General features: G+C 37.8%; 14 protein-coding genes. 9 read left to right on the top strand and 5 right to left on the bottom strand.

What is annotated here, in order from left to right:
• Positions 1–189 precede the first annotated feature (189 nt).
• Both clpA and clpS read right to left on the bottom strand, forming a co-directional pair.
• On the bottom strand, positions 190–2,442 hold the full coding sequence (gene clpA, locus H4J38_RS08620; RefSeq protein ID WP_182131388.1) for an ATP-dependent Clp protease ATP-binding subunit ClpA: 2,253 nt from the start codon (positions 2,440–2,442) through the stop codon (positions 190–192).
• A 28-nt stretch (positions 2,443–2,470) separates the two neighbouring features.
• Positions 2,471–2,791 carry an ATP-dependent Clp protease adapter ClpS gene (gene clpS / locus H4J38_RS08615; protein ID WP_182131387.1) on the bottom strand — a complete coding sequence of 107 codons (321 nt, stop codon included), beginning with the start codon at positions 2,789–2,791 and terminating at the stop codon, positions 2,471–2,473.
• Between the two features lie 223 nt (positions 2,792–3,014).
• On the opposite strand from clpS, the gene cspD reads away from it, so the two are divergent.
• Complete coding sequence (gene cspD / locus H4J38_RS08610) at positions 3,015–3,236, top strand: cold shock domain-containing protein CspD (RefSeq protein WP_182131386.1); 222 nt, start codon at positions 3,015–3,017, stop codon at positions 3,234–3,236.
• A 111-nt stretch (positions 3,237–3,347) separates the two neighbouring features.
• Here the strand turns inward: cspD and icd are convergent, their stop codons facing one another.
• Both icd and H4J38_RS08600 read right to left on the bottom strand, forming a co-directional pair.
• A complete protein-coding gene (gene icd, locus H4J38_RS08605; RefSeq protein ID WP_182131385.1) occupies positions 3,348–4,598 on the bottom strand; it encodes an NADP-dependent isocitrate dehydrogenase in 1,251 nt (416 codons plus the stop codon).
• Between the two features lie 292 nt (positions 4,599–4,890).
• Complete coding sequence (locus H4J38_RS08600) at positions 4,891–7,122, bottom strand: NADP-dependent isocitrate dehydrogenase (RefSeq protein ID WP_182131384.1); 2,232 nt, start codon at positions 7,120–7,122, stop codon at positions 4,891–4,893.
• 176 nt (positions 7,123–7,298) lie between these two features.
• On the opposite strand from H4J38_RS08600, the gene H4J38_RS08595 reads away from it, so the two are divergent.
• The 7 genes from H4J38_RS08595 to H4J38_RS08565 all read left to right on the top strand — a co-directional run bounded on the left by H4J38_RS08595 (position 7,299) and on the right by H4J38_RS08565 (position 13,344).
• Positions 7,299–7,910, top strand: a complete 612-nt coding sequence (locus tag H4J38_RS08595) for a pseudouridine synthase (RefSeq protein ID WP_182131517.1) — start codon at positions 7,299–7,301, stop codon at positions 7,908–7,910.
• Positions 7,903–8,382: an NUDIX hydrolase gene (locus H4J38_RS08590; protein WP_182131383.1), complete on the top strand. Its 480-nt coding sequence runs from the start codon at positions 7,903–7,905 to the stop codon at positions 8,380–8,382. The genes H4J38_RS08595 and H4J38_RS08590 overlap by 8 nt, the downstream gene beginning before the upstream one ends.
• A 64-nt stretch (positions 8,383–8,446) precedes the next feature.
• Positions 8,447–9,592, top strand: a complete 1,146-nt coding sequence (gene mnmA, locus H4J38_RS08585) for a tRNA 2-thiouridine(34) synthase MnmA (RefSeq protein WP_182131382.1) — start codon at positions 8,447–8,449, stop codon at positions 9,590–9,592.
• Between the two features lie 12 nt (positions 9,593–9,604).
• Positions 9,605–10,228, top strand: a complete 624-nt coding sequence (gene hflD, locus H4J38_RS08580; protein WP_182131381.1) for a high frequency lysogenization protein HflD — start codon at positions 9,605–9,607, stop codon at positions 10,226–10,228.
• Between the two features lie 21 nt (positions 10,229–10,249).
• Positions 10,250–11,620 carry an adenylosuccinate lyase gene (gene purB, locus H4J38_RS08575; protein WP_182131380.1) on the top strand — a complete coding sequence of 457 codons (1,371 nt, stop codon included), beginning with the start codon at positions 10,250–10,252 and terminating at the stop codon, positions 11,618–11,620.
• A gap of 102 nt (positions 11,621–11,722) precedes the next feature.
• Positions 11,723–12,877, top strand: coding sequence for a cupin domain-containing protein (locus H4J38_RS08570; protein WP_182131379.1), 1,155 nt, complete (start codon positions 11,723–11,725; stop codon positions 12,875–12,877).
• Positions 12,878–12,882: 5 nt separating this feature from the next.
• Positions 12,883–13,344 carry a GNAT family N-acetyltransferase gene (locus H4J38_RS08565; RefSeq protein ID WP_182131378.1) on the top strand — a complete coding sequence of 154 codons (462 nt, stop codon included), beginning with the start codon at positions 12,883–12,885 and terminating at the stop codon, positions 13,342–13,344.
• A gap of 9 nt (positions 13,345–13,353) precedes the next feature.
• Here H4J38_RS08565 and H4J38_RS08560 read toward each other — a convergent pair whose 3' ends face one another.
• Positions 13,354–13,764: a DUF4826 family protein gene (locus H4J38_RS08560; RefSeq protein WP_259365451.1), complete on the bottom strand. Its 411-nt coding sequence runs from the start codon at positions 13,762–13,764 to the stop codon at positions 13,354–13,356.
• A 366-nt stretch (positions 13,765–14,130) separates the two neighbouring features.
• Between H4J38_RS08560 and H4J38_RS08555 the strand changes: the two genes are divergently transcribed.
• Positions 14,131–15,171 carry an amino acid dehydrogenase gene (locus H4J38_RS08555; protein ID WP_182131377.1) on the top strand — a complete coding sequence of 347 codons (1,041 nt, stop codon included), beginning with the start codon at positions 14,131–14,133 and terminating at the stop codon, positions 15,169–15,171.
• Positions 15,172–15,220: the final 49 nt, after the last annotated feature.

Genomic DNA, 15,220 nt, shown 5'->3' with positions numbered 1-15,220 from the left:
TTATTTAAGTTTAAAAAGCGCTTTAGTTTTATCTTAATAAAGCGTTTTTTTATAACCTAAATTTAGTTAATGCCAATTAAATATTAATAAAAAACCGAGCTTGCTCGGTTTTTTTATGTCTGGATGAACGGTTTGACATACTTTCATATTAAGTGAAAGTATGTCAAACCCTTGAACAACGGTTAAAGCTTAGTGTTCAACTAACTCTTTTTTCGATTCATAGTTGATCACTAACTTGTCTTTCTTCACAGCAACTTTGGCGACACCACCTTGGGTTAATTCACCAAAAAGCAACTCGTTTGCTAATGGCTTTTTCAGCTGCTCTTGAATCAACCTAGCCATAGGTCTTGCACCCATTGTTTTATCATAACCCTTGATAGCCATCCACTTCTTAGCATCTTTGGTTATCTCTAACGACACACCCTTTTCATCAAGTTGAACTTGCAGTTCTACAATAAACTTATCGACAACAAGTTGTATCACTTCATCGTCTAAATGATTAAACCAGACAATATTATCTAAGCGATTACGAAACTCAGGCGAAAACACCTTATTTATTTCGTTCATAGCATCAAGACTATTGTCTTGTTGTTTAAAGCCAATAGATTGCTTTACAGTGTGTGCTACGCCAGCATTAGTAGTTAACACTAAAATAATATTTCTAAAGTCAGCTTTACGGCCATTATTGTCTGTTAACGTGCCATGATCCATGACTTGTAGCAGTATGTTGTAAACATCTTCATGGGCTTTTTCTATTTCATCTAATAGCACAACAGCGTGTGGATTTTTAATCACAGCGTCTGTTAATAAACCACCTTGTTCATAACCAACATAACCTGGAGGAGCGCCGATTAAGCGACTTACGGCATGTTTTTCCATATATTCTGACATGTCGTAACGTAGTAGTTCAACACCAAGCACTTTAGCGAGTTGTTGGGTTACTTCAGTTTTACCTACACCAGTAGGGCCGGCGAATATAAATGAACCAATAGGCTTATTTTCATTGCCTAAACCTGCACGTGATAAACGAATAACAGACGATAATTCATCAATGGCATGATCTTGACCAAAAACAACTAATTTTAAATTACGATCGAGCGTTTTTAAACTATCAACTTCAGTTGCTGACACTGATTTTTCAGGAATGCGCGCCATTTTAGCAACTATATTTTCTATGTCGGTATTACTGATCACTTTTTTACGTTTAGAAGCAGCGACTATTTGTTGGCGCGCTCCAGCTTCATCAATAACGTCAATCGCTTTGTCAGGTAAAAAACGGTCATTAATATATTTTGCTGAAAGTTGTGCAGCAGCTCTCAAGGCGTTATTTGAATATTTAACACCATGATGTGCCTCATATTTGTCTTTCAAACCATGCAATATTTTTGTCGTGTCATCGACACTTGGCTCAATTACATCTATTTTTTGGAAACGACGAGCTAAGGCCCGATCCTTCTCAAAGATACTTTGATACTCTTGATAGGTGGTTGACCCCATACAGCGTAGTTTTCCTGATGAAAGTAAAGGTTTGATCAAGTTTGACGCATCTAACATGCCACCAGAAGCCGCACCAGCACCAATAATGGTATGAATTTCATCAATAAAGAGAATTGCATTGCCGTCTTGTTCAAGTTCTTTTAACAGCGCTTTAAAGCGTTTTTCAAAATCACCACGATATTTAGTACCTGCCAGCAGCGCGCCCATATCTAGTGAATAAATAGTGGCATCTTTCAAAAATTCTGGCGCTTTATCAGATACCAATAAATTTGCTAAACCTTCAGCAATCGCTGTTTTACCAACACCGGCTTCACCAACAAATAAAGGATTGTTTTTTCTGCGGCGACTTAATACTTGTAATGTGCGCTCTAGTTCGCTATCTCGCCCTATAAGCGGGTCGATATTCCCTTTCAATGCTTCATCATTAAGGTTTGTAGAAAAATTATCTATTGTACGTGGCTCTTCTTCACCAACAGGCGCCTGGTCTTCAGTATTGCTATTTTCTTGATCGACTTTCGCAATACCATGAGAAATATAATTGACGATATCTAATCGGCTAATATCACATTTCTTTAAAAAATAAGCGGCTTGAGATTCTTGTTCACTAAATATCGCGACTAATACATTCGCGCCATTAACTTCACTTTTACCCGAAGACTGAACATGAAAAACAGCACGTTGCAATACGCGTTGGAAACCGAGTGTAGGCTGAGTTTCTCTTTCTTCTTCACCAGCAGGAATAACAGGAGTTGTATCCGCAATAAATACTAACAACTCTTTTTTTAAATTCGTCAGATCAGCGCCACATGCTTTTAAGGCATCAATGGATGATGGATTGTCTAACAACGCCAACAATAAATGTTCAACCGTCATAAACTCATGGCGAGACTCTTTAGCCTGACGAAAAGCCATATTTAACGATACTTCTAAATCTTTATTTAGCATGGTTTACTCCAATTTGAATCTTGCGTTATTACGCTTTTTCCATAGTACATTTAAGCGGATGTTCATTGCTTGTTGCGTAATTCAACACCTGATCAACTTTAGTTTCGGCTACTTCAGCAGTAAATGTACCGCATCGCCCTTTCCCTTTATAATGAATCGCTAACATAATATCTGTCGCTTGCTCTGAATTCATATTAAAAAACCTACACAATACATCAATGACAAAGTCCATTGGAGTATAGTCATCATTTAATAGCACAACAGTATACATTGGGGGTTTCTGAAATTTTTCAATAACCTCGTCATCTAGAACACTTTGGTCATCTATTAACTCTTTCCATTTACTCATAATTCTATATTAGTCTGTCAGTTAAGTTTTTGCTTTAAGAATTTTAAATAATAATAACTAAAAAAATCAATATCTATAAAATAAGACTTGACTATTTCTAAATATTATCTACGATTTACTTTGGTGGCTGTTTTTTAGTCAGCTAAAAATAATATTAATGCTTTCGAGAATGTTTTAATGAAAGCATACCTAATTACCGATGATTTTAGAAGGATGTTGAAGTATGGCTCACGGTACAGTTAAATGGTTTAATAATGCAAAAGGGTTTGGTTTTATTCGTCCAGAGGATGGTGGTGAAGATATTTTTGCTCATTATTCAACGATTCAAATGGAAGGATACCGTACGTTAAAAGCGGGCCAAGATGTAAACTACGAATTAGACGCGGGTCCAAAAGGTGATCACGCAGCGAGTATTACACCATCAGAGTTAGAAGCAGACAATTAATTTAAATTTTTTGTTGGCTTAAAAAAAAACACAGCAACATGACTGTGTTTTTTTGTGGTTAACGCTTTCTAAATAAGTATTTTATGAGTGCGTATTAATTACTGACAGCTATTACATGTTCTCAATAATACAATCGCCAAATTCAGAACAAGTCACTAATGTTGCATTATCCATTAAACGCTCAAAATCATAAGTTACCGTTTTAGCGTTAATAGCACCAGACATCCCCTTCAACAGTAAGTTAGCCGCTTCAGTCCAACCCATATGTCTTAACATCATTTCCGCAGATAAAATAACTGAACCAGGATTTACCTTATTTAGTCCAGCATATTTTGGTGCCGTTCCATGAGTCGCTTCAAAAATAGCGACGTCATCATTTAAATTCGCGCCTGGTGCAATACCAATACCACCCACTTGTGCTGCTAAAGCGTCTGATAAATAATCACCGTTTAAATTTAAGGTAGCAATAACGCTATATTCTGCTGGACGTAATAATATTTGCTGTAACATCGCATCGGCAATGACATCTTTAATGATGATTTCTTTACCAGTTTTAGGATTTTTAAGGCTACACCAAGGACCACCGTTTAATAAGTCAGCGCCAAACTCTTCTCGCGCTAATTCATAACCCCATTCTTTAAAAGCACCTTCAGTAAACTTCATGATGTTACCTTTATGCACTAAGGTAACTGACTCTCTATCGTGATCAATCGCATACTGAATTGCTTTGCGAACTAGTCTTTGTGTGCCTTCTTTCGAAACAGGTTTGATACCAATGCCACAATTTTCTTCGAAACGAATTTTTGTAACACCCATTTCTTCAGTTAAAAATTTGATCATCTTTTTAGCTTGGTCACTACCTGCTTGATATTCAATACCCGCGTAGATATCTTCAGAATTTTCTCGAAAGATAACCATGTCGACTTCACTAGGTTTTTTTACCGGGCTTGGTACACCCGTAAACCATTGCACTGGACGTTGGCAAACATACAAATCAAGTATTTGTCTTAAGGCAACATTCAATGAACGCATACCTCCGCCAACGGGAGTTGTTAATGGGCCTTTAATACCGACTTTGTATTCTTTGAACATGGCTAATGTTTCATCAGGTAACCAAGTTTCTGAGTCATACATTTGAGTTGCTTTTTCACCGGCATACACTTCCATCCAGTGAATTTTTCTCTCTCCGCCATAAGCTTTATTCACGGCAGCATCAACAACTTTCATCATAGGTGGCGTTACATCGACACCTATTCCATCACCTTCGATAAAAGGAATAATGGGATTGTTAGGTACTTTTAACAAACCTTTCTCTAAGGTGATTTTAGCACCTGCACTAGGAATATTTACATGGTTCGACATATGAGCTCTCCCAAATTTACTAATAAAAATAGCCGTTTGCTAGTTTCTTATGCCTAAACTAATAGAAAAAGAGCAATGACACTAATACTGAAATAGTGATAATCAACATCATCACTGTGAATAATTAAAACGCTTGTTTAAATCAATTGCAAACTTTTATTAAAAATAAACTCATATCAACTCAAACAATGCTCAATTTACTTATTAAATTATAGGCAAAAAAAAGCTAGGCAAAGCCTAGCTTTTGACAAGTCTACTTATAAATCAAGCTTAAAGTAAGCTTACTTTAAGCTTAAAGTAAGCTTGATAAAATCGTATTTAATGTTGCGCTTGGGCGCATGGCTTTTTCTGCTAATATTGTATCAGCAAAATAATAACCATTAATATTCATGCTAGGTCCTTGAGCGGCATTAAGCTCCTCGACAATTTTAGCTTCTTGTTTAGTTAGTGCTTGAGCAACAGCAACAAAACTTGATTTCAAACTTTCATCGTCTGTTTGAGCTGCTAGTGCTTGTGCCCAATACATAGCTAAGTAAAAATGTGAGCCACGGTTATCCAACTCATTTACACGACGTGACGGCGATTTATTTTCTTGTAAAAACTTAGCTGTCGCTTGATCTAAGGTATCAGCTAATACTTGTGCTTTGGTATTACCGGTATTAACGCTTAGGTGCTCTAAAGAAGCCGCTAAGGCTAAAAACTCACCTAATGAATCCCAACGTAAGTGGTTTTCTTTTTCGAACTGCTGTACGTGCTTAGGAGCTGAACCGCCGGCACCCGTTTCGAATAAACCACCGCCATTCATTAATGGCACAATAGAAAGCATTTTCGCACTGGTGCCAAGTTCTAAAATTGGGAACAAATCAGTTAAATAATCACGTAATACGTTACCCGTAACTGAAATAGTGTCTTCACCTTTAGCTACGCGCGCTAAGGTATAATCACAGGCTTCAACCGGTGCCATAATTTGGATATCTAAGCCAGTTGTATCGTGATCGGCAAGGTAGGTGTTAACTTTTTTGATCATTTGTGCGTCATGACCACGGTTTTCATCTAACCAGAATATTGCTGGAACATTAGTTGCTCTAGCGCGTGTAACCGCTAATTTAACCCAATCTTGAATCGGTGCATCTTTGGCTTGACACATTCTCCAGATATCACCTTCGCTAACAACATGCTCTAGTAAGGTTGTGCCGTTATCATCGACAACACGCATAATACCTTCACCTGACATGGTAAAAGTTTTATCGTGTGAGCCATATTCTTCAGCTTTTTGCGCCATTAAACCTACGTTAGGTACTGAACCCATTGTTGTTGGGTTAAAAGCACCATTTTCACGACAAAAATCGACAACAGCAGAAAATACACCTGCATAGTTACGATCGGGGATCATAAATTTGGTTTCTTTTTGCGTTCCGTCTGGCGCCCACATCATTCCAGATGCACGCAATGCTGCGGGCATAGATGCATCAATAATTACATCACTTGGAACGTGTAAATTTGTAATACCTTTGTCTGAGTCAACCATAGCTAATTCAGGTTGTGTTGCGTATACCGCATTGATATCAGCTTCAATTTCAGCTTTCTTTTGTGCCGGTAAACGTGAAATTTTCGAGTAAACATCACCAATACCGTTATTAGCATCAACACCTAATTGATTGAAAGTAGCGCCGTGCTTAGCAAAAACGTCTTTGTAGAACACTTTTACTGCATGACCAAACATAATGGGATCAGATACCTTCATCATGGTGGCTTTTAAATGTAGCGAAAGTAATACGTTTTCAGATTTTGCTTTTTCAGTCTCAGTAGCAAAAAATTCAACCAATGCCTTTTTGCTCATTAATGATGCATCGATAACTTCTTGGTCTAATAAAGCTAAATGCTCTTTTAATAAAGTTACATCACCATTTTGACCAACAAATTCGATTTTAACGTTCGTTGCGCCATTAATGGTTACTGATTTTTCACTGCCGTAAAAATCACCTGATTGCATATGCGCTACATGTGACTTAGTCGTTGGAGACCATTTTCCCATTGAATGCGGGTTAGTACGAGCATATTGCTTAACTGAACTAGGTGCACGACGATCTGAATTACCTTCACGTAAAACAGGATTTACCGCTGAACCTAGTATTTTAGCGTAAGTTAATTTAATTGACTCTTCAGCTTCGTTTTGCGGCTCTTCAGGATAATTAGGTAAGTTATAACCTTTTGCTTGTAGCTCTTTAATTGCAGCTTGTAACTGAGGAATAGACGCTGAAATATTGGGTAATTTAATAATGTTAGCTTCAGGTGTTTTTGCTAATTCGCCTAGTTCAGCTAACGCATCGTCCATACGTTGCTCAGCCGTCAAGTATTTAGGAAAATTAGAGATGATACGACCGGCCAATGAAATATCGCGAGTTTCAACATCGATAGCTGAAGAAGCAGTAAATGCTTTAACGATAGGTAAAAAAGAATGCGTCGCTAAAGCCGGCGCTTCATCGGTAATAGTATAAATAATTTTTGATGTAACTGTGGTCATTTAAAATCCTTTGCTGATTTGCCATTAATCGATAAAATGAATAGCCATTCAATTTCGAATAGTTATTCATTTTATCGATAAAAAATATTTTCGCGCGCATAATATCGGAATTCAAAGCGCATTAAAATAGATGAATTATTTCTAGGCTATATATTACAGAGTGAAAATTCGTGACAATAAAACAAAATCAAAAGCTTACGAGCAAATACAAGCGAAAACCAGTAAAGGTACGACCAGTTGACTTTCAACCAGAAATCGTACTTTTTAATAAACCCTTTGATGTATTATGCCAATTTACTGATGATCAAAACCGAAAAACCCTAAAAGACTTTATTGATGTTAAAGATGTTTATGCTGCCGGTCGCCTCGATAGAGACAGTGAAGGACTGCTATTATTAACTAATGATGGCAAGCTGCAGCATAAGCTTGCGAACCCGAGTCAGAAAACCGATAAAACCTACTGGGCACAAGTTGAAGGAGCCCCAACAGAAGCTGATATTTCGGTTCTGCGCCAAGGCGTTGAATTAAAAGATGGACTGACCAAACCAGCGAAAATAACTATTATAACTGAGCCTAATATTTGGCCACGTATGCCAGCAATAAGGGAGCGAGCAGCTATCCCAACCACATGGTTAGAAATAACGATACAGGAAGGAAAAAACCGCCAAGTAAGAAGAATGACAGCTCACATCGGCTTTCCAACTCTGCGATTAATTAGATATAGCATAGGTAAATGGACCTTAGATGGCATTAACAACGGCGAATATAAAAGAATAAATCATGAATAATCTAATAACGAACCCTCACGGCAGCGCACAGTTCAAACCTAACACTACAGTTGCCGTTGTTGTCGCCTGCCAAGATAAATTTCTGATTGTTGAAGAAGTAGAACATGGGAAAACAGTTTATAACCAACCTGCAGGCCATTTAGAAGCGGATGAAAATTTAGTTGCTGCCGCAATGCGAGAATTAAAAGAAGAAACGGGATTAACCTACTCACCTGATTACCTTTGCGGTATTTACTATTATTATCGACAATCGCTAAATCTTTATTATTTACGTTTTTGTTTTGTTATTGAACTCGAATCAATAGAAGTTTGCCTACCAGAAGACGACGAAATTATCGCCTGTCATTGGTTAACACTCGCAGAGATTAAAGCAAAATCAGCGCAATTACGTAGCCCATTGGTATTAGAATGTATCGAAGATTACCTCAGTGGTAAAAAAATACCCTTAAGTCACCTAAAATCTAATCTTTAATCTATCATCGCGCTAAATGACCATGCTATAATTTCGCGCTATTTTCCATTGAAATACAGTTGTCATGACCTCGAACGAACATGTAAATTTAAACTCAATAACGCCAAACGAAAAGTTACCCCAAGATACCAAAGTCATTGTTGGCATGTCGGGTGGTGTTGATTCATCTGTTTCAGCCTATTTATTAATTGAACAAGGTTATCAAGTCGAAGGCTTGTTCATGAAAAATTGGGAAGAAGATGACAACGACGAGTATTGTGCGGCAGCTGAAGATTTAGCTGATGCGCAAAGTGTTTGTGAAAAACTGGGCATTAAGCTTCATACTATTAATTTTGCTACTGAATATTGGGATAATGTATTCGAATATTTTCTGGCTGAATATAAAGCTGGTAGAACGCCTAATCCTGACATTATGTGTAATAAAGAAATTAAATTTAAAGCTTTTCTTGAGTTTGCTTGTGAAGACCTAGGTGCTGATTACATTGCTACTGGCCATTATGTCCAACGTAAATTTAACGACGGTAAATGGCAAATGCACCGTGGATTAGACAGCAATAAAGACCAAAGCTATTTTCTTTATACTTTAAGTCACGAGCAAGTGGGTAGAACGCTATTTCCTGTTGGCCATATTGAAAAACCTGAAGTGAGAGCTATCGCTGAAAAAGCCGATTTAATCACACACAATAAGAAAGACAGTACCGGCATTTGTTTTATTGGTGAACGTAAATTTAAAGACTTTTTGGGTAAGTATTTACCGGCGCAACCCGGTGTAATAGAAACACCAGAAGGAGAAGCCATTGGTGAACATGATGGTTTGATGTATCACACGCTAGGTCAGCGGAAAGGTTTGCGAATTGGCGGTCTTGCCAATGCAGGTGAAGCGCCATGGTATGTGGTTGACAAAGATCTTGAGCGTAACGTATTAATCGTTGGCCAAGGCCATGATCACCCTCGCCTATTCTCTAAAGGCTTAGTGGCAAATCAATTGCACTTAGTTGACAGAGTTGAATTAACCAGCCCCATAAGTTGTACGGTAAAAACTCGTTACCGACAAGAAGATGTCGCTTGCAATCTTTCACCTATGGCCAATGGTGAATATTTAATTATGTTTACTGAGCCGCAAAGTTCAGTAACACCCGGACAATCTGTGGTGTTTTATCAAGATAATATCTGCCTTGGCGGCGGTATTATTAACTCCCTTATTCGTTAATATAAGGTATTCATGAATAATTTAGAAAAACAAACAATTACCATGGCCGCAATATGCCAAGCTTCCGTTTTAGTGCAAAAAATAGCCCGTACTGGCTCGGTAGATGAAGCAGAACTTGCTATCATGCTCAACAGTATTATGGTGACTTCACCGGTGAGCATTTTAGAGGTTTATAGTAATGACATTGCACACTTAAAATCCGGATTAAAAGCCTTAATCGAACAATTAGGCAATCAAACTAAAGACAAAGATCCAGAATTAACCCGCTATGTTGTCAGTTTATTAGGCTTAGAAAGACGTTTAGCCAATAAAAGAGATCAACTATCGCTACTCGGCGAACGCATTGAACAAAGCCAACGACAACTAGCACATTACGACATTACCAGTGACACGCTTATTGCCAGTTTAGCCAGTATTTATAGCGATTTGCTCAGCCCAATAGGTACGCCTATTCAAGTTGCTGGTGAACCAAACTTGCTAAAACAACAAAGCAATCAGCATAAAATTCGTGCCTTACTATTAGCGGGTATTCGCTCTAGCGTGTTGTGGCGTCAAGTAGGCGGAAAGCGTAGAAATATATTATTTGGACGCACTAAAATTGTTGCGTGCGCCCAACAATTACTAAAAGAAATTTAAATATAACTTCAGGAAATTACTATGGAACTTTCAGCATTAAGTGCGATATCACCGGTTGACGGTCGTTATGGCAGTAAAGTTAAATCATTACGCCCTATTTTTAGCGAATTTGGCTTAATTAAATACCGTGTTACGGTTGAAGTACGTTGGTTACAAAAGTTAGCAGCTACCGCTGAAATAGCTGAGGTTCCGCCATTTTCGGCTCAAGCTAATGCGCTATTAGATGCAATTGTTAGTGATTTTTCTGAAGCTGATGCGCAAAGTATCAAAGACATTGAAGCCACCACCAACCACGATGTAAAAGCGGTTGAGTATTTTCTAAAAGATAAAATAAGCGGCAATGCTGAATTAAATGCTATTACCGAGTTTATACATTTTGCTTGTACTTCAGAAGACATCAACAACCTTTCACACGGTTTAATGTTGTCTGATTGTCGCGAACAAGTATTAATGCCAATGATAGACGATATCCTTGGCGATATTAAAGCACTGGCTGTTGAATATAAAAACATTCCTATGATGTGTCGTACCCATGGTCAACCAGCTTCTCCTAGTACGCTAGGTAAAGAAATGGCTAATGTCTACGTGCGTTTAAAACGTCAACGTGAACAAATTGCTCAAGTTGAAATGTTAGGAAAAATCAACGGTGCTGTTGGTAACTATAATGCCCATTTATCGGCTTATCCTGAAGTTGACTGGCATGGTTTTGCTAACGAGTTTGTTAACTCGTTAGGCTTAAGCTTTAATCCTTTTACCACGCAAATTGAACCTCATGATTATATCGCAGAATTATTTGATGCTATTGCACGTTTTAACACCATTTTAATTGATTTTGATCGGGATGTTTGGGGCTATATTGCCATTGGTCACTTTAAGCAAAAAACCATTGCCGGTGAAATTGGCTCGTCAACCATGCCACATAAAGTTAACCCGATTGATTTTGAAAACTCAGAAGGTAACTTAGGTATTGCCAATGCTTTATTTACCCATTTAGCACAAAAATTACCTATTTCTCGCTGGCAGCGTGACCTTACAGATTCAACGGTTTTACGTAACTTAGGTGTTGGTTTTGCTCATACCTTAATTGCATATCAAGCAACACGTAAAGGTATCAGCAAACTACAAGTGAATGAAGCCAATTTATTAGCAGAGCTTGATTCAAACTGGGAAGTTCTCGCTGAGCCGATTCAAACAGTCATGCGACGTTACGGTATCGAAAAACCTTATGAAAAACTAAAAGAATTAACCCGTGGCAAACGTGTTAATGGTGATTCAATGCGCGCATTTATTATGACATTAGAGTTACCAGAAGCTGCAAAAGCACAGCTTTGTGAAATGACTCCTGCGTCATACATTGGCCGCGCAGTAACTTTTATTGATGAACTAGACTAGTTATTCATTAAAGTCTAAGTTTTATTAATATAGAAAAGGGATCCAATAGGCTCCCTTTTTGTTATTCAGTTTTTAAAAACATCATAATAGTAAGGTTTCACCATGAATATAGAATCGCTCAATTGGGGAGATTTAACCCCAGAAATATTTCTTGCACAATACTGGCAAAAAAAACCGCTATTGATCAAAAATGCCTTTGCTAATTTTCAGGACTCAATAACAGCAGATGAGTTAGCTGGTTTAGCGATGGAAGCTGAAATAGAGTCACGTATCGTTAGTGTTAATGGTGAAGGCGATTGGCAAGTAGATCATGGCCCTTTCGAAGACTTTTCAAAATACGGCGAATCTGATTGGACACTATTAGTGCAAGCAGTGAACAACTGGTCACGTCCAACACATGATTTACTTTCGCCTTTTGCTTTTATTCCAAATTGGCGCATAGATGATGTTATGGTCAGCTTTTCAACACAAAATGGCGGTGTTGGTGCACATTTAGATCAATATGACGTTTTTATTATTCAAGGCAGTGGCAAACGTCGCTGGCAAATTGGCGCACCAGATGGCAGCTTAAAAACACTGTTACCTCATCCAGATCTCAAGCAAGTTTCCAACTTTCAACCAGTTATAGATGAAATAACCGAGGCTGGCGATCTACTTTATATACCACCTAACCATCCTCACAATGGCGTATCAATAGAAAACTCGGTTAACTTTTCTATTGGTTTTCAAGCACCATCAAGCCAAGAGCTATGGTCAAATTTTGCAGATAAACTTATTGATAACAACTTAGGTGAGCAAAGGTTTAGTGACCCTGAAAGAGCATTATCTCAAACGAGCTTTAATATAACTCAGCATGACAAGCAGCAACTAAAAGCATTTATGTTACAGCAACTTGACCAAGAAGCCTTTTATGAACAATTTATCGGCCAATACCTTACACAAGGCCATCATGCCCTCGAGATATTAGTACCTGTAAATGACATAGATGAAAATAAATTGCTCGATATACTGTCAGAGCCAGACATTTTATTTATGCCAGTATCAGGATTAAAAGCGGCAATAATAAACGATAATCACTCAACACTTTTTATTAACGGCGAAAGCTTCGCGTTGGATAAAAGCACCCTTGTGCTAGCCCAACACTTAGCACAACAAAAGCCTTTAACCACCAGTGAAGTAAAAAGTTTCACTGATTGTTTGAAAAACACACAATTGTTAACTAATGTTTTAAATAAGGGATATTGGTATATAGACTAAAAAACATGTCATACACGGTTAGCAGAGTGCAGTGGGAACAAGCGGCTCCCTTACTTAAAAATGTAAGGGAACAGGTATTTGTCTATGAATGGCGCATACCAAAAAGTATTGAGTTCGATCGAAAAGACCACTTTGCAAATCATGTGCTTGCTTGTCATGATAAAACCCAAGAGCCAATAGGTACAGGCCGTATTCTTTCTACCGGAGAAATAAGCCGCATTGCAGTGTTAAAATCTTGTCGTAAAGACCAAGTAGATAAAATTATCTTGCAAGCGCTGTTTAAAATAGCACGAGAAATGAACTTAAAAGAAATTTTTATCTATTGTCCTTTAGAAACGATCGATTATTTTCGAAAGTTTCATTTTAACACTGAGGGGGCGGTATTTATGGAAGCGGGAATGGCCAGACAAAAAATGACTTGTCCATTAAATGAAGTTAGTGTGGCTAAGTATTACCTAAGCCACTAACAGCAGCTGTTATGTCGCTTCTTGCCAAAGATCATCTTTCTCATAAATCTTATACAAACCATCAGCACGACCAATCAACAATTTTGCAAACTCCTGTTGTTCTTTGTCTTCTATACGCAGTAAATTTTCTGCTTGTAGTTGCCACTTCAATGAAAAATGTCTAACCACATCACGTGCAGGTTCGCCATTATTTAAGGCAACGTGATCTGTAGGTAAATCACCGCAAATAACCCAAACACATGTTTTATCGAGCAAGTTAATTTTCCATACCGCCATAATAGGCACTAGATAGCGACTTTCAGTGTCAGCAACACTTTCGGTTACTAAACCTTTATCAGCAAGATATTTAGTGGCTTTTAAATATTGCTCACGGATCCAATCTTTCTTTTGTTCATCGGTCATTGATTTTTGTTCTGTCATATTTATGGTCTTTTTGTTGATTATTTTAATAAGTTATTAACATTAAGAATGTTTGTATGAATTACTTCACAGTTAAGTTCAAATTTATTTATTGCTTCACTAGCGAAGCATTTACCTAAATGGTATTGTGCGCAGCGAATTATTACAACCCTAGTTTAAGTCAAATTAGTCTTAAACTATTTCTAATACCGATTGAATTAAGTAAGTGAGCATTTAAAAGCGAGACTAAATATTCAAGAGCAAGGCTCTTGATAGAGCAATAGCTGGTTATTGGCTTTGAAAGTAACGCAGGTATTGGATATTTAGGCCGTCTTAGAATGATTTTTATTTATTTCAATTGGTATAATATTATTGGAGATTTCGATAGTGGCCGTTTTCGATTTAGTAGATTTTGATAACCATGAACAAGTCGTTTATTGCAGTGACGAAGCATCAGGACTAAAAGCCATCATAGCCGTTCATAGTACAGTATTAGGGCCAGCAGCTGGCGGATGCCGTTTTTGGGATTATGCAAGCGATGAAGCAGCACTTAAAGACGTATTACGTTTATCTAAAGGTATGACATATAAAAATGCTATGGCCGGTTTAAAACTTGGCGGTGGTAAGGGCGTAATTATTGGCAACTCAAAAACGCTAAAATCAGAAGCGTTATTTAAAGCCTTTGGACATGCTGTTAATAATTTGAATGGTCGTTACTATACGGCAGAAGACGTTAATATTACTACAGGTGATATGGCGATAGTTAACCAAAGCACAGCCTTTGTTTCTGGTCTCGAAGGTAAAAGCGGCAACCCAGGTCCATTTACCGCCTTAGGGACATTCTTAGGTATTAAAGCCGCAGTTAAATTTAAGTTAAACAAAGACGATTTAACCGGTATTAAAGTAGCGGTACAAGGTTTAGGTAGCGTGGGTTATTCACTGTGTGAAAAACTACATGCCGCAGGTGCACAGTTAATTGTAACCGATATAAACCAAGTCGCATTAGATAGAGCAGCTTCAGAGTTAAACGCAAAAGTTGTTGGGTTAGACGAAATTTATAGTCAAGATGTTGATGTATATTCACCGTGTGCCCTTGGTGCGTCAATTGATGACGATAGTATCGCGCAATTGAAAGCAACCATCATTGCGGGTTGTGCTAATAACCAATTGGCCGAATCGCGTCATGATCAAGCCTTGTTAGAAAAAGGTATTTTGTATGCGCCTGATTATGTTATTAATGCTGGTGGTATTATTAATGTTGCCTTAGAGATATACCCAGAACCTTATTGCGCCAAGAGTGCGACGAAACTGGTAGAAAACATTTACAACACTTTAATGACTGTTTTTGAAACCGCAGCGTCAAATAACATGCCTACAGGTTTTATTGCCGATGAAATGGCGCGTCATATTATTGCTAACGGTGCGTAATAGCTTAATAAATTAAAGCTAGTACTAGTTAATAAAAAAGCACCTTAGG

The organism is Colwellia sp. BRX10-3 (assembly GCF_014077505.1).
Taxonomy (GTDB): domain Bacteria; phylum Pseudomonadota; class Gammaproteobacteria; order Enterobacterales; family Alteromonadaceae; genus Cognaticolwellia.
This window is presented reverse-complemented; position numbering and strand designations above follow the sequence as displayed.